Here is a 22,624-nt window from a genome sequence, read left to right as displayed (position 1 = left end):
TCAGCCCGCGTGCACCACGTCGTGCGTCTCGGCGAAGTGGCACGCGCTCTCGTGGCTCGTACCGGGCCTGATCTGCAGCAGCGGCTCCTGCTCGGCGCAGATCTCCTGCGCCTTCCAGCAGCGGGTGCGGAAGCGGCACCCGGAGGGCGGGTTGGCGGGCGAGGGCGGGTCGCCCTGCAGGATGATCCGCTCGCGCTGCTCCCTCCCGTCGGGGTCGGGCACCGGCACCGCCGACAGCAGCGCCTGCGTGTAGGGATGGGCAGGCTTGTCGTAAATTTCGACATCCTTGCCGAGTTCGACGAACTTGCCGAGGTACATCACCCCGACCCGGTCGGAGATGTGGCGCACCACCGACAGGTCGTGGGCGATGAAGATGTAGGCCAGGTCGAACTCGTTCTGCAACCGCTCCAGCAGGTTGATGACCTGCGCCTGGATCGACACGTCGAGCGCCGACACCGGCTCGTCGCAGACGATGACCTCCGGCTGGAGCGCCAGGCCTCGCGCGATGCCGATGCGCTGGCGCTGACCGCCGGAGAACTGGTGCGGGTAGCGGTTGACGTGGTCGGGGTTGAGGCCGACCACCTCCAGCAGCTCCTGCACCTTCGTGCGCCGGTCGCCCTTCGGCGCGACCTCGGTGTGGATGTCGAACGGCTCGCCGATGATGTCACCGACGGTCATCCTGGGGTTCAGCGAGGTGTAGGGGTCCTGCATCACCATCTGGATGTTGCGCCGCATCCGCTTGAGCTCGGCGCCCCTGGCCTTGGCCATGTCGCGGCCGTTCACCCTGACCGAGCCCGAGGTCGGCCGTTCCAGCGCCATGAGCAGCTTGGCCAGCGTCGACTTGCCGCAGCCCGACTCGCCGACGATGCCGAGGGTCTCACCCTTGTGCAGGTCGAACGAGACGCCGTCGACGGCCTTGATCGCGCCGATCTGCCGCTTGAGGACGATGCCCTGGGTCAGCGGGAAGTGCTTGACCAGGTCGCGGACCTCGAGGATCGGCTCACCCACGGCTGCCATCGAGGACCTCCCTCCAGTAGTGGCAGGCGCTGCCGCGCACGCCGCTGATCTCGTAGAGCGGGGGGACGTCGGTCACGCAGTTGTCCTGCCGGTAGGGGCACCGGGGGTGGAACGCGCAGCCTGACGGCATGTCGAGCAGGTTGGGCGGCAGGCCCTTGATCGCGTACAGCTCCTGGCCCTTCATGTCGACCCTGGGGATCGAGTCGAGCAGGCCCTTGGAGTAGGGGTGCGCGGGAGCCTTGTAGATGTCGTACACCGGGGCGTTCTCGACGATCCGCCCGCCGTACATGACCGAGATCTTGTCCGCGACGTCGGCGACCACGCCGAGGTCGTGGGTGATCAGGATCAGACCCATGTTGCTCTCACGCTGGAGCTCCGCCAGGAGCTCCATGATCTGGGCCTGTACGGTCACGTCGAGCGCGGTGGTCGGCTCGTCGGCGATCAGCACCTCGGGGTCGAGCGCGATGGACATCGCGATCATGATGCGCTGGCGCATGCCGCCGGAGAACTGGTGCGGGTAGTCGTTGACGCGCTGCCTGGCGGCGGGGATGCGGACCCTGTCCATCAGCTCGACGGCCTTCTTCATGGCGTCGCGCTTGCTCATCCCGCGGTGCACGCGGAACATCTCGCTGATCTGCCAGCCCACGGTGAAGACCGGGTTGAGCGCGGAGAGCGCGTCCTGGAAGATCATCGCGATCCGCTCGCCACGGACCTGGGTCCTGGCCTCCTCCGACAGCTTCAGCAGGTCGGTGCCGTGGAAGCGGATCTCCCCCTTGGGGATCCTCGCGGGCGGCATGTCGAGAATGCCCATGATCGCCTGTGCGGTCACGGACTTGCCCGAACCCGACTCTCCGAGGACGGCGAGCGTCTCGCCCGCGTTCAGCGAGTAGCTGACGCCGTTGACCGCCCTGACGACGCCCGCCCTGGTGAGGAACTCCACGTGGAGGTTGTCCACGGCCAGCAGCGGCTCGTTGCCCAGCCCTCCCTCGGCTGGCAACACGTCGATTGCCGACTTCTTCTTCATCGCGATTCCCCCCTCTCTATCGCAGCTTCGGGTCGAGTGCGTCGCGTACGGCATCGCCGATCATGACGAAGCTCAGGACCGTGATGCTCAGGAAGACCGCGGGGAACAGCAGCGGCTCCGGAGCCATGAGGAACCTGTTGCGCGCGTCGGCGATCATCAGACCCCACGAGATGTTCGGCGACTGGATGCCGACACCGAGGAACGACAGCGCCGCCTCAGCCGCGATGAACACGCCCAGGTTCATCGTGCAGACCACGATGACCGGCGCCAGCGCGTTGGGCAGGATGTGCCGGACCGAGATGCGCCAGGGGCTGGCGCCCAGGGCCCGGGCCGCGGTGACGTAGTCCTGGTTCTTGGCGGTGATGACCGAGGCGCGCATGATGCGCAGCACCATCGGCCAGGCCAGGATCGCCAGCGCGATCACGACCGTCCAGACACCCGCCTTGTCCCTGCCGACGACCGACAGCAGCAGCAGCGCGCCGAGGATCGAGGGGATGGCGAAGAAGATCTCGGCCACGCGGGAGAGGACCACGTCGACCCAGCGCCCGTAGAAGCCGGCGATCAGGCCGAGGGTGCCGCCGACCAGACCGGTCACCAGCGAGGTCAGCACGCCGACCAGGATCGAGACCCTGGCGCCGTGGATGACTCGCGCGAAGGTGTCGCAGCCCTGGTTGTCCAGCCCGAACCAGTGGGCCGAGCTGATGCCCTGGCGGGCGTCGGCCAGATTGCAGGCCAACGGGTTCTGCGGCGCGAACAGCCCCGGGAAGATCGCCATCAGGATCAGCACGAACGTGATGATCGAGCCGAACATGAAAACCTTGTTCCTGCGCAGGTCGTACCAGGCGTCCGACCAGAGGCTGGCCGGCTTCTTCTCCTTCGGCTTCCTGCGCGAGGGCGCCTTCGGCGCCGTGACGGTGTTCAGGTCACTCATAGCGGATCCTGGGGTCTAGTACGGCGTACAGCAGGTCGACGATGAGGTTCGCGAGCAGGTAGACCAGCACGAGGACCGTCACGATGCCGACGACGACGGCGTTCTCCCGCCGCGCGACCGACTGGAACAGCTGCTGACCGATCCCGTTCAGGTTGAAGATCGCCTCGGTGATCACCGCACCGCCCATCAGCGAGCCGAGGTCGGCGCCCAGGTAGGTGATCAGCGGGATCAGCGAGTTGCGCAACGCGTGCCTGCCGAGGACCCGCTTGCGCGGCATGCCCTTGGCGATAGCCGTACGGATGTAGTCGGCTCTCAGGGTTTCCATGAGGCTGGTCCTGGTGAGCCTGACCAGGTAGGCGATCGACGTGCCGGCCAGCACGAAGCCCGGCACGAGGAAGCTGCGCCACCCCGCGTCGGTGCCCGAGATGGGGAAGAAGTCGATGCCCGCCTCGGTCTTGAGCTTGACGCCGAGAACGAGCTGCAGGACGAAGCCGCTCACCAGCGTGGGCACGGACACCAGCAGCAGCGTGAAGGCCAGGATGGCGTGGTCCTCCCAGCGGCCGCGGCGCAGCGCCGCCAGCAGGCCGAGACCGAGGCCGACGATCGCCTCGATGATGAGGGCGGTCACCGCGAGCTTGATGGTGACCTCGAACTTGCCCGCGAACAGGTCGTTGACCTGGACGCCCTGGAAGGTCTCGCCGAAGTCGCCGACGAAGACGCCGGAGATGTAGTGCCAGTACTGCACGAGCAGCGGATCGTTGAGCCCGTACTGCTCGCGCAGCTGGTCAGCGAGCCCGGGGTCGATACGTCGTTCACCGCCCAGAATGGCCACGGGATCGCCGGGCAGGGCGTAGACGGTGCAGAAGATGAGGAAAGTGGAACCCAGCAGAACAGGGATCGCCTGGAGCAGGCGCCTGATCGCATAGCGGCCCATGATGTCTCCCGATCATTGCGAAGGGCAGCCCGGCAACCTCCGGGCTGCCCTCCAGTTGTTCAGGGCCCCTCGGACAGGCGTCTGGTGGACACCTGCCCGAGAGTGCGGGTCATGGTCAGGAAGCCCGCTCGACCTTGGCGAGGTCGATCCGCTCGAACGGGTCGATGGTGACGTTCTTGACGTTCTGCGAGTAGCCCGCGTTGGTCTGGTAGAAGTACACCGGGACGTACGGCATGTCCTTGACCAGCATGTCAGTGGCCTGCTGGTAGAGCTTCACGCCCTCCTCGTCGCTCTTGGCGGAGTCGCCCTGGACGAGCATGTCGTCGAAGTCCTTGTTCGAGTAGCGACCGTGGTTGGAGCTACCGCCGGTGCCGAAGATCGGGCGGAGGTAGTTCTCGATGGACGGGTAGTCCATGATCCACGCCATGCGGAAGGCGCCGCCGACCTTGCCCTTGTCCAGCTCGTCCAGGATGGAGGCGAAGGACTCGTAGGACTCGGCCTTCACCTCGACGCCCAGGTTCTGGCGCAGGTTGTTGGCAGCGGCCTCGATCCACTCCTTGTGGCCGCCGTCACCGTTGTAGGAGAGGGTGATGGGGCCCTTGCCGCCACCGTTCTTCTCCCACAGCTCCTTGGCCTTGGCGGGGTCGTAGACGCACGCGGTGCAGTTGCCCTTGCGGTAGCCGGCGACGATGGGGCTGACGAAGTCGTCGGCCGGGACACGCGTGCCGGAGAAGACCTGCTCGGTGATGGTCTTCCGGTCGATCGCCATCGAGACGGCCTTGCGGAGCTCGACGTTCTTCGCCCACTCCTCGCCGTTCTTGGTGTTGAAGCCGAAGTAGCCCACACCGGAGGACGCCTGCTCGATGTAGCGGTCACCCAGCTCCTGCTTGGCCGTGGCGATGGCCTCGGGCGGCAGCTGGTCCATGATGTCCAGGTTGCCGGCGCGCAGCTCGTTCCACGAGGTGCCCTTGTCGCTGGAGATCTTGAAGTTGACCGCGTCGATCTTGGCCTTGCCCTCGACGAACTCGTCGTAACGGAGCATCGAAATGGTCGTGTCCGTCGCGAGCTTGAACGGCTTGGCCATCTTGAAGGGACCGTTGCCGATCGGGTTCTCGCCGAACTCCTTCTTGATGCCGCCGTTGCCATCGAAGGCGACGGAGGGCATCGGCATGAAGGTGGTGTAGCCCAGCATCGTCTTGAAGCCGGAGTAGGGGTGCGACAGCGAAACCGTGAAGGTCTTGTCGTCGACGACCTTGAGGCCCGACAGGGTCTTCGCCTTGGGCTCGGGGGCCTTCTGCGGGCCCTCCTCGCCGTCGGGGTCGACCGGGGCGACGTCCGCGTAGCCCTCGACGGCCGAGAAGAAGTGGCCGCCTTCCTGGACGTTGGGGCCGTAGGCGGCGGCGTTCCACGCGTCAACATAGCTCTTGGCGCTGACGGCCTCGCCGTTGTGGAACTTGTAGCCGTCCTTGAGCTTGATCGTCCAGACCTTGGACTCGGCGTCAGGCTCGATGGACTCCGCGCCACGAAGGATCACGTTCTTGTCCTTGTCGTAGTCGACAAGGCCGACGAACAGCGCGTTCAGCACCTCGGCACCGCTGGTGTCGTTGGTGTTGGTGGGGCTCAGCTCGTGCTGCGGCTTGGCGATATCGACCGTGACCGGCTGGGCCGACGAGCCGCCACTGTCGTTGCCGGCCGTCCCGCCGCCGCCACCGCCACACGCGGTGACCGCGAGTGCCAGTAGCGCGGAACCGGCGACGATCTGTGCGCCCTTGGTAACACGCATGTGTAGAATTCCTCCCTCTACAGGTGGGCGTAAGCGCTGAGCTGCAAAGTCCTTAGGCAGCCTGACGGAGGGTCCTTGTTTTCCCCCGGGTTTGGCTGACATGGTCAAACCAGCTGACGCCCTGCCAGTCGATCGCGACTATCCCTCACTACGTGCCACCACCGAGTCTCTGGCGCGTTGCAGTTCGGTCACACGTCTGCGAGCACGGCGTCACACCCATCCTCCCACTGGCCGTGGGGACCCTTTACCGGGACGAACCAGTCATTTGGGGACGAGCAGGGCGCCTGAACAGTCGAGTCAAATTACACCTCATCGGCCAGTGCTCCTGCCACACCCACACCGCGAGCACGCCTGAGCTACCGTTGACCAAGTCTTTGGCGGGACCTGGAACCCGCCTTCCCGACGCGACGTCCAATCCTCTGTGGCAAACCGCCACTCGAAGCACCCCACCTACCTGGATCCAATAGAGTCCATGCCATGAGCCAGCCGGAATCCGCTGTCGCGGACGCCCAGGCGGGCGGCCGCAGCGGAGAGCCGCTGAGCAAGCTCGCCAAGCGATACGGACTTCGTCGTGCCATCGCACGGCCGAGGTTCCACGCCTACCTGCGCCAGTTGTGGGAACGGCGGCACTTCATCATGACGTACGCGACCTCGCGCAACGTCTCGAAGTACAGCAGCTCGGGGCTGGGTCAGCTCTGGCAGGTGCTGACGCCGCTACTCAACGCCGCCATCTACTACGTGATGTTCGGCATCATCCTCGGCGGCAAGGGCAACATCGAGCACTACCCCGCCTTCCTGCTGACGGGAATGTTCGTCTTCACCTACACGCAGCGGTCGGTGACGGCGGGCGCCAAGTCGCTCTCCAGCAACCTCTCGCTGATCAGGGCGCTCCACTTCCCTCGCGCGGCTCTTCCGCTTGCGTACGCGATCCAGGAGCTCCAGCAGCTCGCCATCTCCATGGGCATCCTGATGGCGATCGTCGTGGTCTCCACCGGCACCCTGCCCACGTGGTTCTGGCTGATGATCCCCGTCGTGCTGGTGTTGCAGACGATGTTCAACGTCGGAGCCAGCCTCGTCATGGCCCGCGTGGGCTCCTCGATGCGCGACATGAACCAGCTGCTTCCCTTCATCATGCGCACCTGGCTGTACGCCTCGGGCGTCTTCTTCTCCATCCAGGAGAAGGTGGTCAGCGCGGACGGGGCCGGCCTGCCCCAGTGGGTCGCCAACGTCATGTACGCCAACCCGGCCGCGTCCTACATCGAGTTCATGCGGGACATCCTGATTCCCGGCCACCCCGTGCCGACGTGGGCTTGGATGAGCTGCGTATTCTGGGCGGTGTTCGCACTCGCCTTCGGCTTCTGGTACTTCTGGCGCGCCGAGGAGAGGTACGGCCGTGGCTGAGTTGACGGAGGAGCTGTCCCAAGTGAAGGCTGAGGAGCCCGGCGCCCCCAACAAGGACGTCAGGGTCCACCCCAACCCGGAGCCTCCCGCTCCCACGACGGGTACGCCGACCGTCATCGTCGACGATCTGCACATCGTCTACCGCGTCTACGGCGCCACGTCCGACCATGAGAAGGGCAATGCCGTCAACGCCCTCACGCGCCTGCTGAAGCGCAAGGGGCGGCCGCAGATGAAGGAGGTGCACGCCGTCAAGGGCGTGACCTTCGTGGCCTACCACGGCGACGCCATCGGCATCGTGGGCCGTAACGGCTCGGGCAAGTCGACGCTTCTGCGGGCCATCGCGGGCCTGCTGCCGCCCCACGAGGGCTCCGTCTACACCGACGGCCAGCCGTCGCTGCTCGGCGTCAACGCGGCCCTCATGCGCGAGCTGACCGGCGAGCGCAACATCGTGCTCGGCTGCTACGCCATGGGCATGACTCCCACGCAGGTCAGGGAGGCCTACGACGAGATCGTCGACTTCTCCGGCATCGGGGAGTTCGTGCAGCTGCCCATGTCCACCTACTCCTCCGGCATGGGCGCCCGCCTGCGCTTCGCCATCTCCTCGGCCAAGACGCACGACGTGCTCCTGATCGACGAGGCGCTGGCCACGGGCGACAGGGAGTTCCGCAAGAAGAGCGAGAAGCGGATCAAGCAGATCCGCGAGTCGGCCGGCACGGTGTTCCTGGTCGCGCACGACCTCAAGGTGATCGAGGAGACCTGCAACAGGGTCATCTGGCTGCACAAGGGCAAGATCAGGATGGACGGTGACCCCAAGGAGGTCATCGCCGCCTACAACAAGGGCTGACCGCGATGATGGGGTGAGCCCTCCCTCCGGGTGGAAGATGGAGTCGGTAAGACCGAACTCACCGGAGGTGCATCTTGCCCGCAAGGCCACCTGTCCCTTATGACTTCCTGCCCGAAGTCCCCGCCCTGACCGTCGAGAGCGACGACATCCGCGACGGGGAGCGGCTGCCCGAGGCCCACGTGTTCGACGACTGGGGCATGACGGGCCAGAACCTGTCCCCGCACCTGCGCTGGTCGGGCGCCCCCGAGGGCACCAGGAGCTTCGCCGTCACCTGCTACGACCCCGACGCTCCCACGGGCAGCGGCTTCTGGCACTGGCTCATGTTCGACATCCCCGCCGACGTCACCGAGCTGCCCAGGGGCGCCGGCGCCGCCGACGCCAAGGTCGGCGTCCAGGCGCGCAACGACTTCAACACCAAGGCGTACGGCGGCGCCGCCCCGCCGCCCGGCTGGCCGCACCGGTACCTGTTCGCCGTCCACGCGTTGGGCGTCGACTCGCTGGGCGTCGACCCCGACGGTCCTGCCGCGGTGGCCGGCTTCAACATCACCGCGAACACGCTGGCCAGAGGCTATATCGCACCTGTGTACGAAACCTGAGCGACTCGGGAGGCAAAGGCCTGACACCGCCCTCGCGGTTCCGCTATGATTCGAACGCTGTTTCGAGCTGAGGAACATGATGGAGTGGGGGCGCGCGATGCGAGAGCTGTCGACCGCGATTGACCACCTGGCCATCGAGGATCCGTCCGAGATCCCCAGGGCCGAGCTCGCCGAGCAACTGATCGAGCTGCACTGGCAGATGGCCAGGCTCCAGGCCCAGATCGCCCGTCGCACGGGCGTCCGCATCACCTGACCAGCACCCGCCGCGGGCCCGGATCAGGCCCGCACCCGACGAAAACCGGCCGCGGGTTTCGCGATCCGGGCCGCACCCGACGAGACCGGCCCCGGGTTTCACGATCCGGGGCTCCCACGACAAACCCGGCCCGCGGGCCTGGATCCGGTCCGCACATGACTCGGTGGCCCCCCGCACCGGGGCCCGCGCATGACGAAACCGGTGGCCTGGCCCAGGCCACCGGTTTCGCGGAACCTTCCGTGACGTCCACGTCGCGCATGGAGGGAGTCGCGCCGGCCCGGTGAGCCGATCGGCAGGTGGTCCGTCCCGTGAGCTGCCGCCCACGCCCACCGGCCGAGTCGCCCCGAGGGGCCGCCGGTTCTCCCACCATCTCCAGTTCGCGCTGCCCGTTCGACCTGACGTCCCCACGTCGTCGAACGGTTCGCGGAGTCACGGGCGCCGTTGCGGCGCGGAAGGGGCGCTCCCGGGGAGCGTCCCTTCGGCAGGTCCCGGCCACGCGCCTGGGGAGGCGCCCGGCCGGGCTTGCCGTACAGAGGTCGCGTCCTCCAGCAGACCGCGCGGTTCCCGTCCCCCCGCACCGGGAGGATCGGGCCGCGCCCGGCTCTGCCGGGTGCGACTTTCATCAGGGGAGGCATCGCGTACGGCGCGCCACGGGCACCGTGTGACCCCGTCGGACGCGTGCCCTCCGGCGTCAGTTCTGGGCGGCGGGGTCGGTCGTCTGGGCGACCGACTCGGCGACCGCACCCTGCGTGTCGCCGGTGGCGCCGATCGCCCTGTCGACGTTGTCGTCGATGAGGTCGGTGGCGGCATCGACGAGCGGGGCGATCTCGTCGAGGGAGGCGCCGCTCACGAGGCCGGACACCGCGCCCGTGGCCGGTGCGGCCTCGACCGGCGTCACCTCGCGGACCACGGGCGCCATCTCGAGCCTGTCCGCCCCCGGAACGGCGTCGGCGAGGGTCGTGGCCGCCTGCTGCTCCCTCAGCCCGAGCCGCCCGAGCTCAAGGTCAAAGGAACGGTCCTCAGCTGTTTCAGCCGAGTTGGTCTCGTTGGTGGGAGTGGTGGGAGTGGTGGTGCTTTCCTCGAAGCCCCAGTTGAGGGTCTCGGACGCGGGGTTCTCGACTGCGGTGTCCTCTGGCGCCCAGGCGTCGATCATGTCGCTCGGGGAACCCTTCAGCAGCGCCTTGACGAACTTGTTGAGCTTCTCGTCGAACTCCTTGAGGGCGGTGTTGTCCTCGTTGGAGCCCGTCGGGACCTCCTGACCGTTGAGGAGCACGCCCCGCCCGGCCGCCGTGGCGACCCTGCCCTTCGCGGCCTCCCGCACCAGGTTCGTGACCTGGGTGTGGCGGAGCTCCATCGCCTTCCCGACGATGCTTCCCCCATCGGCGCGGAAGGAGGGCGCGGCCTGCGCGGGCACGGTCACGGCTGCGGCGAGCCCGCAAACGGCGACGGCTACAGCCGCCTTGATAATACGCTTCATGATTGCCTTCCCGGCTCTTATTCGATTCGCCTTGTTCGTCATCCGAATCGCGAATCGAGTCCCCCGAAAGCCGGCGTGCGCGCTATGGCGCCATACGGAACGCGCACCGTCCGGCTGAGCTACCGACGCAGTTCTATCACCACCGCGCGCGGCCGGGATCGGCGTGAAACCCAGTGATCACAGGGGCTGGAGCCCCAACAGGGGATCAAGTAGACGGCTGACAAGTCAGGACATAGGGAGGGTGGATTTCGGATATTCCCCCGACGCCCAACCAGTCGATCAATGGCGACCCACCGGCCCGGTACAACGGCTCGGAAAACAAATGTCCCGGGCCGGGGGTTCAGATTTTTCTGTTGCGGGATATCCGCTTGACCGCTCAGGCCGGCTGCGGAGCCTCCTGCGCGACGGATTCCCACGGGAACCGATCGGCGAAGGCCGGGCGCAGGTCCGTCAGCCACACGGCCCGCGGGTCATAACGCGCGAAGAACGGCCTGCCGACCAACGAGGGGTCGCGCGACTGGATGAGGTGCAGCACGAAGACCCGCTCCCCTGCGATCTCGGTGACGCCGTCGACGCAGACCTTGCCCGGGGTCGCGGACATCGAAGGCCCCCGCACCGTACGGCAGAGCCCCGACACCGACGCGTACGCGTCCCTGAAGACCTCGTACGCCTGCGCGAGCGGCACGGCGAAGTAGTCCTGCGGCCCGGTGTCCCGCTCGACGAACATGTAGTAGGGGATCATCCCCATCCCGAGCTGCCGCCGCCACATCGACGACCACACCTCGGGATCGTCGTTGATGGACCTGATCAGCGGCGCCTGCGTGCGGATGGTCGCCCCCGAGCCGATGATGCGGGAGACCGCCTGGGAGACCAGCGGCGAGTCCAGCTCACGCGGGTGGGAGAAGTGCGCCATGAACGCGAGGTTCTTGCCCGCCGCGACGACCTGCTCGAACAGCCGCAGCGTGTCGTCGGCGTCGGGGTCGGTGGTGAAGCGCTGCGGCCAGTAGGCGAGGGACTTGGTGCCGATGCGGATCGACTCCAGCTGCTCGACCTCCAGCAGCGGTTCGACGTAGCGCCTGAGCACGGACTCGCCCATGATCATGGGGTCGCCGCCGGTCAGCAGCACGCTGGTGACCTCGGGGTGCTCGCCCAGGTAGGCCACGAGCTGGTCGACGTCGTCGGAGGCGAACTTGAGGTCCGCGTCGCCCACGAACTGCGCCCACCTGAAGCAGTAGGTGCAGTAGGCGTGACACGTCTGCCCCTGCTTGGGGAAGAAGAGCACGGTCTCCGGATACTTGTGCTGCATGCCGGGCACGGGCTCGTCGCCGATGCGCGGCACGTTGAGGGAGAGCTGTCCCGCCGGATGCGGGTTCAGTTTCATCCGCACCCTGTTGGCCTCCGCCTGGATCTCCGCGTTCGGCGCCTCGGCCTTCAGCAGATCGGCGAGACTGTCCACATCGGGAGTCGGGAGCATGTCCGCCTGCGGGAAAACCAGGCGGTACATGGGGTCGTCGGGCGCGGCCGACCAGTCGATGAGTTCATCCACGACGTAGGCGTTGGTCCGAAAGGGCAGGACTGTCGCCACTGCCCTCACCTTCAGCCGTTGGGTCTCGTCGAGCCCCGCGCGGAGGAGGAGCTCGTCCAGGTGCTTGGAGGTGTAGGCCTTGAAGCGTCGCGTTCCCGCTTGGTTCAAGATCACTAGGCCTTTCCCATCTTTTTTGTTCGATCGGATGTAAACCTGTGAACCCTGTCGCGCGTCTAGGGGCTCTTATACCGGACGCGTTCGGGATGCCTTCTGGTTCCACCGGAACTCAAGTTTCCAGTCAACCTTCAGCTACTCGCGACATATCGCGAATGGACATACACTGGCGGACTGTGACCGACAGTGTGAACGACGGGGCAGTTATGCGAGCCTCCGACGCCGACCGCGATCGCGTCGCGGCCGTCCTCGGGGAGGCCCTCGCCACCGGCAGACTCACCAGCGTCGAGCACGCCGACCGGCTCGAGGCCGCCTACACGGCCAAGACCGTCGGCGAGCTCGTCCCCATCACCCACGACCTGCCCGACATCGCGGCCGACGCCAGGCCCGCGCTGGTCGAGCAGCAGACCGTCAACGCGGTCTTCAGCAAGGTCATCCGCAAGGGCCGATGGGTGGCCTCCCGCCACACCCGGCTGAACGCCACCTTCGGCGCTCTCATCATGGACCTGTCCGACGCCATCCTGCCCGGCAGGGAGATCACCATCGAGGCCGACGCCCGCTTCAGCAAGATGATCATCAGGGTTCCCGAGAACGCGCACGTCATCGACGAGGGCGCGTCGATGTTCGGCAAGCGCAACGTCTCCGGCGGCTCGGGCGGCGACGGGCCGCTGATCCGGGTCACCGGCCGATCCATGTTCGCCAAGGTCATCGTCGCGCGAGGGGTCACCGACTGGAACCTGGCATAACACCCATACGATTCAAACTGTGCCAGAGTCCGAACCGCCGATAGCGCTCGACGCCATGGGCGGCGACCACGCGCCGCACGAGATCGTGGCCGGTGCCGTGCACGCGGTCAGGGAGCGCGGCCTGCCGATCGTCCTGGTCGGCTCGCCGCGCGTGCTCTACGAGTCGCTGGCCGACCACGACGCCACCGCCGAGATCCCGATCGTGCGGGCAGAGGAGGCTCTGTCCATGGACGAGGGCGCGCTCGCCAGCCTGCGCCGCCCCCGTTCCAGCATCGCCGTCGCCTGCCACCTGCTCAGGCGGGGCGACGCCTCGGCCGTGGTGTCCGCGGGCTCGACCGGCGGCGTCGTCGCGACCGGCAAACTACGGCTCAAGGCCCAGCAGTCGGTGCTCAGACCCGCCCTCGCCGTCGCCCTCCCCACCAGGCCGACGCCCACGATCCTGCTCGACGCCGGCGCCAACGCCGAGGTCAAGCCGGAAATGCTGGTGCAGTTCGCGCATCTGGGCTCGGCCTACGCCGAAACCGCCTACGGCATCCACGACCCCCGCGTCGGCCTGCTCACCATCGGCTCCGAGCCCGAGAAGGGCACCAAGCTCGTCAAACGCGCTCACGAGCTGCTGCGCGCCGTCCCCGGTATCCACTTCCTCGGCAACGTCGAAGGCCACGACCTGCTGACCGGCGCGGTCGACGTCATCGTGACCGACGGCTTCACCGGCAACGTCGCGCTCAAGACCATGGAGGGCGCGGTCCGCTACGCCTTCACCGAGCTGCGCGAGTCCGTCAACGCCAGCACGATCGCCAAGATGGGCGCGTTCATGCAGCGCGGCCGGCTACGCGACCTATCGAAAAGACTCGACGCCGAGGCGTACGGCGGCGCCGCCCTCCTCGGCCTGAACGGCACGGTCGTCATCGCCCACGGCGACTCCAAGGCCGCCGCGATCAGCGCCGCCTGCCAGCTCGCCGCCACCCTCTCCCGCAGGGGCATCGTCACCCGCATCGGCGAACGCCTGGCCACCGGCCACCGCCCCCACCGGCTATGGTGATCATTACCACGAATTCGGGGGGATCGCGTGGAAGGCCTGACATCTGCCCAGGTGGCAGTCGCCAAGAGGAACACCGTCCCACGCAGGACGAGCCGATCGCTGTCGGCGATCGTCAGAGCGAACGTCTTCACACTCTTCAACCTGGTCATCGGCGTCCTCTGGGCGCTCATCCTCATCTTCGGCCAGTGGCAGGACAGCCTGTTCGGCCTGGTGATCGTGGCCAACGCGATGATCGGCATCGTCCAGGAGCTGCGCGCCAAACGCACGCTCGACCAGCTCGCCATCGTCAACGAGGCGCCCGTCACCGTCCGCAGGGACGGCAAGGACCAGACCATCCATCCCGGCCAGATCGTGCTCGGCGACCTGATCCTGCTCGGTCCCGGCGACCGGCTGCTGGTCGACGGCGAGGTCGCCGCCGCCGAAGGGCTGGAGATCGACGAGTCGCTGCTGACCGGCGAGGCCGACCCCGTCCACAAGCGGCCGGGCGACCAGGTCCTGTCGGGCAGCTTCGTGGCCGCGGGGTCGGGCGCCTTCACCGCGACGAAAGTCGGCCAGGACGCCTACGCCGCCCAGCTCACCGAGCAGGCCAGCACCTTCTCCCTCGCCCACTCCGAACTGCGCGACGGCGTCGCGCGATTCATCAGGTACATCACCTGGCTGGTCATCCCGATCGGCGCCCTGCTGCTCTACAGCCAGGTGAGCAACGACGAGGACTTCGGCTCGGCCATCACCGGCGCCGTCGCCGGCATCGTCACCATGATCCCCGAAGGCCTGGTGCTGATGACCAGCATCGCCTTCGCCGTCGGCGTCGTACGGCTCGGCCAGCGCAATGCCCTCGTCCAGGAACTGCCCGCCATCGAGGGCCTGGCCAGGGTGGACGTCCTCTGCGTCGACAAGACCGGCACCCTCACCGCGGGCGGCATGGACCTCGACGAGGTCATCACCCTGCGCGACGACGCCCCCGTCGACGCCGCCCTGGCCGCCCTGTCGCACGTCGAGCCGCGCCCCAACGCCACAGCCCTCGCCATCCAGGCCGGCTATCCAGAGGCGCCCGGCTGGACCAGCACCGACATCGTGCCGTTCTCCTCGGCCCGCAAGTGGAGCGCCGCCACCTTCGACGGCCACGGCACCTGGTCGCTCGGCGCTCCCGACGTGCTGCTGTCGCCAGGCACCAAGGCGTACGGCACCGCCGCGGCCCTGGCCGCCACCGGCGCCCGCGTGGTCGCGCTCTGCCGTACCGACGACAGGGAGCCGGTCGCGCTGATCACCTTCAAGCAGCGGATCAGGCCCGACGCCCGCGAGACGCTCGGCTACTTCGCCGAGCAGGGTGTCACCGTCAAGGTCATCTCCGGCGACAACCCCGACGCGGTCTCGGCCATCGCCACCAAGCTCGGCATCCCGGGCGGCGACAGGGCCGTCGACGCCAGAACCCTCCCCTCCGACGACGAGGAGAAGCTCGCCGAGATCCTGGAGAGCAACACCGTCTTCGGCAGGGTCACCCCGCAGCAGAAGCGGCAGTTCGTCGCGGCGCTGCAGTCACGCGGCCACACCGTGGCGATGACCGGCGACGGCGTCAACGACGTGCTCGCGCTCAAGGACGCCGACCTCGGCATCGCCATGGGCGCCGGCAGCCCCGCCACCAAGGCCGTCGCCCAGGTCGTGCTGCTGGACAACAAGTTCGCCTCGCTGCCCGAGGTCGTCGCCGAGGGGCGCAGGGTGCTGGCCAACATCGAGCGGGTCTCGAACCTCTTCCTCACCAAGACCTTCTACGCGCTCGCGCTGTCGCTCGTGGTCGGCGTGCTCGGCGTGATGTTCCCGTTCGCGCCCCGGCACTCCACCCTGGTCAACGCGCTCACCATCGGCGTGCCCGCCTTCTTCCTCGCGCTCGCCCCCACGGCCGAGCGGTCGCTGCCCGGGTTCGTGCCGCGCGTGCTCCGCTTCGCCGTACCGGCCGGACTGATCACCGGGGCAGCGGTGATCGCCTCCTTCATCGTCGCCGACGACGACCGCACCGCCGCGGTCGTCACGCTCTTCCTGGTCACCTGGTGGGTGCTCGTGCTCGTCGCCAGACCGCTCAACGTGTGGAAGATCGTCCTGATCGGCGCGATGGCGGCACTGTTCGCCCTCGCGCTCGCCGTCCCCTTCACCCGCGCGTTCTTCGAGCTCGGCACCGGCGGATGGGCGGCGGTGGGAATCGCCGCCGTCGCCGCGATATCCATCAGCGTGTCGGTCAAGCTCACCGGTACCCTTAGAACATGACCGACCCGCAGATAGTGCTCACCGAGCGCGTCCAGCAGGCGCTGGCCCGCGCGTTCGGCCCCGAGCACGCCGACGCAGATCCGCTGATCCGGCCCTCCCAGTTCGCCGACTTCCAGGCGAACGTCGCGATGAGCCTGGCCAAGCGCCTGCGACGAGCCCCGCGGGAGGTCGCACAGGAGATCGCCGACCAGCTCTCCGACTTCCCCGGCACGGTCGAGGTCAGCGGTCCCGGCTTCCTCAACATCACCCTGTCCGACGCCTGGGTCACCGAGCAGGCCAAGGAGATGCTCGCCGACCGGCGCGCCGGTGTCGGCGCGGCCACGCCGCCGCAGCGCGTGGTGATCGACTACTCCGCGCCCAACGCGGCCAAGGAGATGCACGTCGGCCACCTGCGCACCACGATCGTGGGCGACGCGATGGCCCGCGTCTTCGAGCACCTCGGCAACACCGTCGTGCGCCAGAACCACCTCGGCGACTGGGGCACGCCGTTCGGCATGCTCATCGAGCACCTGCTCGACATCGGCGAGGAGACCGCCGTCGCCCAGCTCGAAGCGGGCCAGGGCACCGAGTACTACCAGGCGGCCCGCGTCAAGTTCGACAGCAGCGAGTCGTTCAAGCTCCGCTCCCGGGTACGGGTCACCACGCTGCAGTCGGGCGACCCCGAGACCATGCGGCTGTGGCACGTCTTCATGGACGCCACCATCCGCTACTTCGACAAGGTCTACTCGATGCTCGGCGTCACGCTCACCGACGACGACATCGCCGGCGAGAGCATGTACAACCCGATGCTCGCCAAGACCTGCGACGACCTGGCGGCCATGGGCGTCGCGACGCTGAGCGAGGGCGCGCTCTGCCTGTTCCCGCCCGGGTTCACCGGCTCCGACGACAAGCCGCTCCCGCTGATCGTCCGCAAGAGCGACGGCGGCTACGGCTACGCCTCCACCGACATGGCCGCGATCCGCTACCGGGTCGACGACCTCAAGGCCGACCGCATCCTCTACGTCGTCGGCGCCGACCAGGCGCTCCACTTCCGCATGGTCTTCGCCGCCGCCAGGCAGGCAGGCTGGCTGCCCGACACCGTCTCGGCCGAACACGTCCAGATCGGCATGATGCTCGGCAAGGACGGCCGCCGCTTCAAGACCCGCTCCGGCGAGTCGGTCAAGCTCACCGACCTGCTCCAGGAGGCTGTCGACCGGGCCGCCGCGGCCATCGCCGAGCGCGGCTACGACGATGAGACCAAGGCCGAGATCGCCCACGCGGTAGGCATGGGCGCGGTCAAGTACGCCGACCTGTCGATCAGCCACGACAGCGAGTACGTCTTCGACTTCGACCGCATGCTGGCGTTCTCCGGCAACACCGGCCCGTACATGCAGTACGCCACGGCCAGGATCCGCTCCATCTTCCGCAAGGGCGGCGTCGACCCGGCAGACGCGCACGGCCCGATCGTGCTCGGCGTGCCCGCCGAACGCGCGCTCGCCCTGCACCTGCTCGGCTTCGGCGCGGTCGTCGAGCAGGTCGCCACCCTGGTCGAGCCGCACCGGCTGTGCGCCTTCCTGTTCGAGACCGCCAGCCTCTTCAGCACCTTCTACGAGGAGTGCCCGGTCCTCAGGGACGACGTCGACGCCGACACCCGAACCTCCAGGCTCGCCCTGTGCGCGCTGACCCTCCGGGTGCTCGAAACCGGCCTCGATCTCCTGGGTGTACCAGTACCTGACCGCATGTGAGCCATGGGCGCGCCTCCACCGGGTTGGCGCGCCCCCCGGCTAGGCTTTACGCGGGCATGAAGCGCGGCCGATATTGGGGGAGTTCTCAGCCTTGGCGACGGATCTGACGGCGAGCCCCCAGGCCCCCACGGAGCTCCACCGATATGTCGAGGCGCTGCTGGCCAACCTCGCCGCCGACGGTTCCACGCCGCTGGCCGTCCCCACCTTCCCCGACGACCCCGGGTCCTGGCTGCCGCCCGCCGTACAGGCGCTCGTCACGATCCTCGCCGGTGACGACCCGCTCGAACCGCTGACCAAGGCCGCCACCCGCGACCAGCAGAGCACCGCGCTCTTCCTCTGCCTGGCCCTCGCCGTCGCCGGCCATGGCGACCGCATCCACGCCTCGTGGCTCGGCACCGCCTTCGGCTCGCTCTCCCTCGACCGGCCCGTCACCCACGGCCAGCGTGCGCTGTGGCTGGCCGCCGCCAGGGGCGCGTACGGCCCGGCCGGCAAGATCTTCGTGCTGCGCAAGCTCGACGCGCTCGCCATCCCCGAACACGCCGAGGTCAGCGAATGGCTGCAGGCCCTGGCCCCCGGCGAACCCGCCGTCGTCGTGCCCGCCGCGCTCGTCGACTTCCCCGAGCTGGCCGAGATCCCCGAACTGGCCAGGCCCGTCCAGGCCGCGGCCAGGCTCGCCAGACTCCGCGCTCGCTGCACCGAGATCACCTCGACCAGGCAGGCCGACTCCGAGTCGCGCACGCCGCTCACCAACGCGGCCGCCACCCCCTCCACCACGTGGGCGGAGGAGGAGCCGCTGGCCGTACTCCGCTCGATGGCCGACCTCGGCGGCCCTCCTGGACCGATGGGCTCCCTCGTCAGCCACCTGCTCGACGACCTGCGCCCCGGCGCCGACCCCTACCTGGCCGCCATCGCCCTCCACGTGGCCGCGCCCATCCTGCGCGGCGTCGCCGAGGAGCTGGCCGCCGCCACCGAGCTCACACCACCCGACGCGATCACCGTGCCGGTGCTCGGCCATGACCTGGTGCTCCACCCAGAAGGGCCCGACGCCGCATCCATGGCCGCCGCCGAACGGGAGATCGTCGCCGACGGGGTGCCCGACCGCGGGCTGCCCTGGCTCGCCTACCTGTCACTGGCGCTGGCCGTCGCGCTCTGCGTCGCCGCCGTCGTTCTCTGGTGGCCGCTCGCGCTGCTCGGCGTCGCCCTCGCGGGGTTGGGCGGATGGCAGCTGTGGCGGTTGCGGCAGGCCAAGATATCCGACGCCGCCTACGTCGAGAGGCGGCTGGCCGAGCTCAAGGACCTCGCCGACGGCGCCGTCTGGGCGCTGCACGCCTACGCCCGCGAGGCAGAAGACCGCGCCAAACAGGCCAAAGAGGACACCACCGAGCTCACCCGGCTGCTGCGCCGCGGACCCCGCGCCGCATAGCGGCCGGCCCCGAACTGACATTAGCGCCAGACCAGCCTCCCCAAGGCCGGTCCGGCGCGCAGTCACCCGTCAGGTGTTCTCGATCTCCACATGCGCGGGCGCCAGGAGGAACACCCGGTCCGCGATGCGCTCGATTCGACCCTCGCACCCGTAAGCCAGGCCCGCCGCGAAGTCGACCATCCTGGTGGCCTCCGGCATCGGCATGCCGGTGACATCCATGATGACCGTCTGGCCCTCGCGGAAATGCTGCCCGATCATCGGTGCGTCGTTGTACTTCAGCGGCTGGACCATCACGATCCGTGACGACTCGACGGTGGACCGCCACCGCTTCGCGGCACGCTCCGACGCCGGCATGTACTCGTCTTCGTACTGCTCGTCGTCGTATCCGTCATCGTATTGGTCGATCCCGCCCAGGCCAAGGTAGCTCACCACCTTGCGCACTGCCCCCATCGGCTTGTCCTTTCCTCAGGAACTCACCGTAATCGGCATGTCCCTACACATTGGACGGTAACCGACTCCTGGAAGTTCGCCATGCGACACGCCCAACACAAATTCCATTTTGTACGGCAAGCATCCCGGTTTCGACTGGATATCCGCCGCCTATAGCATCGAGGTCATGCGCCTGTTCACCGTCGACGCCTTCACCGACACAGCATTCCAGGGTAATCCTGCCGCTGTCTGCCTCCTGGAGTCAGGCGCTTCCGACACGTGGATGCAGTCTGTGGCGGCCGAGATGCGGCTCTCGGAGACGGCGTTCCTGCTCGGTAATTCGTTGCGCTGGTTCACTCCGGCGGTCGAAGTATCGCTGTGCGGACACGCGACGCTGGCCACCGCCCATGTGCTCTATTCCACAGGAGCGGCCACCGGCGAGATCCAATTCGCGACGAAGAGCGGAATCCTCACCGTCAATCGCTCGGCCGACGGACTCATCTCGATGGATTTCCCCGCCAAAGAAGTGACACCGGTCGCAGTTCCCGACGGGCTGGAAAAGGCCCTTGGAGCTGCGGTTGCGGGAGTCGGACGGAGCCAGCTGGACCTGCTGGTGGAGCTGGAGTCTGAGGAGGCCGTCCGCTCCCTCGACCCCGACATCGCCGCCCTCGAGGCGATCGACGCCCGCGGCATCATCGTCACCGCCCTCGCCGCCCGCCGCGCGTCTTCGGGTGGACCAACGGACGCTGTCCCCTCGTCCTCCGACTCCTCCCCTGACGCCGACCCCTCGTCCTCCAACCCTCCGCACGCCACCGGTCTTTCGCACGCCGCCTCATACTCCAGCGCCTCGCACTCCGCTCCCTCGCCCTCCGACCCCTCGCACTCCGGCCTCTCGCACTCCGACCCCTCGCACTCCGGCCTCTCGCACTCCGGCTTGTCGTATGACTACGTGTCGCGGTTCTTCGCGCCCCGGGTCGGGGTTCCCGAGGACCCGGTCACCGGCTCGGCCCACTGCGCGCTCGCCCCGTTCTGGTCGGCCCGCCTCGACCGCGCCTCCCTCGTGGGCGCCCAACTGTCGGCCCGCGGGGGCCTCGTCCGCACCACCGCCCGCGGCGACCGCGTGGACCTGGCCGGCCGCGCCGTCACCGTGCTCTCCGGCACCCTCCACGTCAACCCATAACCCGCTCCGCTCGGCCACCCGCCGAAGGCTGCCATCGACGTCGGCATGTCACAGCGCGCCGGGCTCGTCGCTCCGGTCCGCCTGCCCAGGAACAGGGACCACCAAGCCCTCCGGAGCGAACGCCGACTGGATCCTCAAAGGAAGCCCACTCCGCCACGCGGTGCCGACCTCCTCGACAAGCGCACCGTCCGCGGACGCACGCCTGGAATCCCACACACGGGTGCCTCACAAAGGGCCGGAGACCGCACGTACGGCCCTCTCTCAAAGGGTCGAAGAAGCCCATCTGACCAGGGATGATGCGCCCGGCCACGACTAAGATCAGAGTGTTGCCCACATGGGCATACCGCCCTTCCGAGGAGGTTTTGAGTGGATCGGACCATCCGCACCATGGACGATGTTCTGGGCATGCTGGATCGGCTGTTCGCAGCGGACGCGGACAGGTGGACAGCGGACGCCTCCATGTGGTGGGACACCTTCTACGCCGACCGCTCGAAGCCGGTGCCCTTCTTCGTGACCAAACCGGACGAGAACCTGGTGTCCTCGATCGAGCGAGGGCTGCTCGCTCCAGGACGCGCGCTGGACCTGGGCTGCGGACCGGGCCGCAATGCCATCCACCTTGCCTCGCTCGGTTTCGAGGTGGACGCCGTCGACCTCTCGCCCGCCGCCGTGGCCTGGGGTGAGGAGCGGGCCCACGAGGCGGGCGTCGATATCCGCTTCCACTGTGGCGACGCCTTCACCGCCGACCTCGTGTCCGGCCCCTACGACCTGGTCTACGACTCCGGCTGCCTTCACCACCTGCCGCCGCACCGCCGGGTGAGCTACCGCGACCTGCTGGATCGGGTACTCGCTCCTGGCGGCCACCTCGCCCTCACCTGCTTCGCCGCCGGCGCCATGGGCTCCGAGCTGTCCGACGAGGACTTCTACCGCGAAGGACGCCTGCACGGGGGGCTCGCCTACACACCTGACGCGCTGCGTTGGATCTTCTCCGACTTCACCGAGATCGAGCTGCGCCGCATGGAAGAGCAACCGCCCGACGCGCCGGTCTTCGGCGTCTCCTTCCTCCTGACCGCCCTCCTCCAACGCCCCGGCAGGTGACTCACAACGCGCTGGCCGCCCAGTGCGAACGCCTGGCAGGTGTTTCAAGTTGCCTGGAGTGCCTTTACAGGCCTCGAACCAATAGGGAGACTCCGGCCGATGAATCCCCAGGCTTCGCATACGCCGCGAGCGTGGGTACCAGGGGATCCAACCTGGGCATCGTGCATACGGCCGACGAAACCCTTGGGCGTGGACCGCCTTGACACTCCATCCGTTGCCACGGTTGCGTTCTGGCAGCGGAGCCGCTGTAAGAGGAGCTGCTCCATCGGGGCGACTGGAAATGCCGCCTGACAACGGAGCCGATGTGAGAGGAACTGCTGCATCGGTGGGGCGGGAAATGCCGCCGCGCAGGCTGCGGACGGGGCTCGATGGCTCGATGGAGGCGGTGGCGGGCGTATCGAGGTGATGACGCCGCAGACCGCTGCCCCGGAAACGCCGAAAGGCCCCGCCCAGGAGAAACCTCCCGGACAGGGCCTAACGTTAAAGAATTGCGCGGCGGCGACCTACTCTCCCACACCCTCCCGAGTGCAGTACCATCGGCGCTGTAGAGCTTAACTTCCGGGTTCGGAATGTAACCGGGTGTTTCCCCCACGCTATAACCGCCGCAACCCTAAGAGACACGTTTGCTGTCTCAGAATTGCCTAGTGGACGCGAGCAAGAACTTCAAAAAGTATGCTTTGTGGTCAAGTCCTCGGCCTATTAGTACCGGTCAGCTCCACACGTTACCGCGCTTCCACCTCCGGCCTATCAACCCGGTCGTCTACCGG

19 protein-coding genes and 2 rRNA genes are annotated in these 22,624 nt (G+C 67.9%); 11 read left to right on the top strand and 10 right to left on the bottom strand.

Going from position 1 to position 22,624, the window contains the following annotated elements:
• The 5 genes from ACFXJ8_RS19635 to ACFXJ8_RS19615 form a co-directional block, all read right to left on the bottom strand.
• Positions 1-1,017, bottom strand: coding sequence for an ABC transporter ATP-binding protein (locus ACFXJ8_RS19635; protein ID WP_379645331.1), 1,017 nt, complete (start codon positions 1,015-1,017; stop codon positions 1-3).
• The gene (locus ACFXJ8_RS19630; RefSeq protein ID WP_379645330.1) at positions 1,001-2,041 is read right to left on the bottom strand and encodes an ABC transporter ATP-binding protein; all 1,041 of its coding nucleotides are present in this window, start codon (positions 2,039-2,041) and stop codon (positions 1,001-1,003) included. Before ACFXJ8_RS19630 ends, ACFXJ8_RS19635 begins: the two co-directional genes overlap by 17 nt.
• A 16-nt stretch (positions 2,042-2,057) precedes the next feature.
• Positions 2,058-2,972: an ABC transporter permease gene (locus ACFXJ8_RS19625; RefSeq protein WP_379645329.1), complete on the bottom strand. Its 915-nt coding sequence runs from the start codon at positions 2,970-2,972 to the stop codon at positions 2,058-2,060.
• Positions 2,965-3,906: an ABC transporter permease gene (locus ACFXJ8_RS19620; RefSeq protein ID WP_379645328.1), complete on the bottom strand. Its 942-nt coding sequence runs from the start codon at positions 3,904-3,906 to the stop codon at positions 2,965-2,967. The genes ACFXJ8_RS19625 and ACFXJ8_RS19620 overlap by 8 nt, the downstream gene beginning before the upstream one ends.
• 115 nt (positions 3,907-4,021) lie before the next feature.
• Positions 4,022-5,689 (bottom strand): ABC transporter substrate-binding protein, encoded by a 1,668-nt coding sequence (locus tag ACFXJ8_RS19615; protein WP_379645327.1) that lies wholly within the window; start codon positions 5,687-5,689, stop codon positions 4,022-4,024.
• Positions 5,690-6,166: 477 nt separating this feature from the next.
• Here ACFXJ8_RS19615 and ACFXJ8_RS19610 point away from each other — a divergent pair, with 477 nt between their 5' ends.
• The 4 genes from ACFXJ8_RS19610 to ACFXJ8_RS19595 all read left to right on the top strand — a co-directional run bounded on the left by ACFXJ8_RS19610 (position 6,167) and on the right by ACFXJ8_RS19595 (position 8,783).
• Positions 6,167-7,090 (top strand): ABC transporter permease, encoded by a 924-nt coding sequence (locus ACFXJ8_RS19610; protein ID WP_379645326.1) that lies wholly within the window; start codon positions 6,167-6,169, stop codon positions 7,088-7,090.
• The gene (locus ACFXJ8_RS19605) at positions 7,083-7,934 is read left to right on the top strand and encodes an ABC transporter ATP-binding protein (protein WP_379645325.1); all 852 of its coding nucleotides are present in this window, start codon (positions 7,083-7,085) and stop codon (positions 7,932-7,934) included. The genes ACFXJ8_RS19610 and ACFXJ8_RS19605 overlap by 8 nt, the downstream gene beginning before the upstream one ends.
• A gap of 74 nt (positions 7,935-8,008) precedes the next feature.
• Positions 8,009-8,530 (top strand): YbhB/YbcL family Raf kinase inhibitor-like protein, encoded by a 522-nt coding sequence (locus tag ACFXJ8_RS19600; protein ID WP_379645324.1) that lies wholly within the window; start codon positions 8,009-8,011, stop codon positions 8,528-8,530.
• A 97-nt stretch (positions 8,531-8,627) separates the two neighbouring features.
• A complete protein-coding gene (locus ACFXJ8_RS19595) occupies positions 8,628-8,783 on the top strand; it encodes a hypothetical protein (protein WP_192781480.1) in 156 nt (51 codons plus the stop codon).
• Positions 8,784-9,474: 691 nt separating this feature from the next.
• On the opposite strand, the gene ACFXJ8_RS19590 is transcribed toward ACFXJ8_RS19595, so the two are convergent.
• Together ACFXJ8_RS19590 and ACFXJ8_RS19585 are read right to left on the bottom strand one after the other, a co-directional pair.
• The gene (locus tag ACFXJ8_RS19590; RefSeq protein ID WP_379645323.1) at positions 9,475-10,260 is read right to left on the bottom strand and encodes a hypothetical protein; all 786 of its coding nucleotides are present in this window, start codon (positions 10,258-10,260) and stop codon (positions 9,475-9,477) included.
• Between the two features lie 376 nt (positions 10,261-10,636).
• Positions 10,637-11,959, bottom strand: coding sequence for a KamA family radical SAM protein (locus tag ACFXJ8_RS19585; RefSeq protein ID WP_379645322.1), 1,323 nt, complete (start codon positions 11,957-11,959; stop codon positions 10,637-10,639).
• 176 nt (positions 11,960-12,135) lie between these two features.
• Here ACFXJ8_RS19585 and ACFXJ8_RS19580 point away from each other — a divergent pair, with 176 nt between their 5' ends.
• The 5 genes from ACFXJ8_RS19580 (at position 12,136) to ACFXJ8_RS19560 (ending at position 19,153) form a co-directional block, all read left to right on the top strand.
• Positions 12,136-12,705 (top strand): DUF1707 domain-containing protein, encoded by a 570-nt coding sequence (locus tag ACFXJ8_RS19580; protein ID WP_379645321.1) that lies wholly within the window; start codon positions 12,136-12,138, stop codon positions 12,703-12,705.
• Between the two features lie 19 nt (positions 12,706-12,724).
• Positions 12,725-13,747: a phosphate acyltransferase PlsX gene (gene plsX, locus ACFXJ8_RS19575; RefSeq protein ID WP_379645320.1), complete on the top strand. Its 1,023-nt coding sequence runs from the start codon at positions 12,725-12,727 to the stop codon at positions 13,745-13,747.
• A gap of 51 nt (positions 13,748-13,798) precedes the next feature.
• Positions 13,799-16,006 (top strand): HAD-IC family P-type ATPase, encoded by a 2,208-nt coding sequence (locus ACFXJ8_RS19570; protein WP_379645319.1) that lies wholly within the window; start codon positions 13,799-13,801, stop codon positions 16,004-16,006.
• A complete protein-coding gene (gene argS, locus ACFXJ8_RS19565) occupies positions 16,003-17,730 on the top strand; it encodes an arginine--tRNA ligase (protein WP_379645318.1) in 1,728 nt (575 codons plus the stop codon). The genes ACFXJ8_RS19570 and argS overlap by 4 nt, the downstream gene beginning before the upstream one ends.
• Before the next feature lie 91 nt (positions 17,731-17,821).
• Positions 17,822-19,153, top strand: a complete 1,332-nt coding sequence (locus ACFXJ8_RS19560; protein WP_379645317.1) for a hypothetical protein — start codon at positions 17,822-17,824, stop codon at positions 19,151-19,153.
• Between the two features lie 69 nt (positions 19,154-19,222).
• Here ACFXJ8_RS19560 and ACFXJ8_RS19555 read toward each other — a convergent pair whose 3' ends face one another.
• Positions 19,223-19,603, bottom strand: coding sequence for a cell division protein SepF (locus tag ACFXJ8_RS19555; RefSeq protein ID WP_379581214.1), 381 nt, complete (start codon positions 19,601-19,603; stop codon positions 19,223-19,225).
• A gap of 166 nt (positions 19,604-19,769) precedes the next feature.
• Between ACFXJ8_RS19555 and ACFXJ8_RS19550 the strand changes: the two genes are divergently transcribed.
• Positions 19,770-20,762, top strand: coding sequence for a PhzF family phenazine biosynthesis protein (locus ACFXJ8_RS19550; RefSeq protein ID WP_379645316.1), 993 nt, complete (start codon positions 19,770-19,772; stop codon positions 20,760-20,762).
• 387 nt (positions 20,763-21,149) lie between these two features.
• Positions 21,150-21,857: a class I SAM-dependent methyltransferase gene (locus ACFXJ8_RS19545; protein ID WP_379645315.1), complete on the top strand. Its 708-nt coding sequence runs from the start codon at positions 21,150-21,152 to the stop codon at positions 21,855-21,857.
• Positions 21,858-22,347: 490 nt separating this feature from the next.
• Here ACFXJ8_RS19545 and rrf read toward each other — a convergent pair.
• A 5S ribosomal RNA gene (gene rrf, locus ACFXJ8_RS19540) occupies positions 22,348-22,464 on the bottom strand.
• A gap of 72 nt (positions 22,465-22,536) precedes the next feature.
• Positions 22,537-22,624: ribosomal RNA gene (locus tag ACFXJ8_RS19535) — 23S ribosomal RNA — on the bottom strand; the annotation flags it as partial.

Origin of the sequence: Nonomuraea sp. NPDC059194 (assembly GCF_042754765.1) — a bacterium.
GTDB lineage: Bacteria > Actinomycetota > Actinomycetes > Streptosporangiales > Streptosporangiaceae > Nonomuraea.
This window is presented reverse-complemented; position numbering and strand designations above follow the sequence as displayed.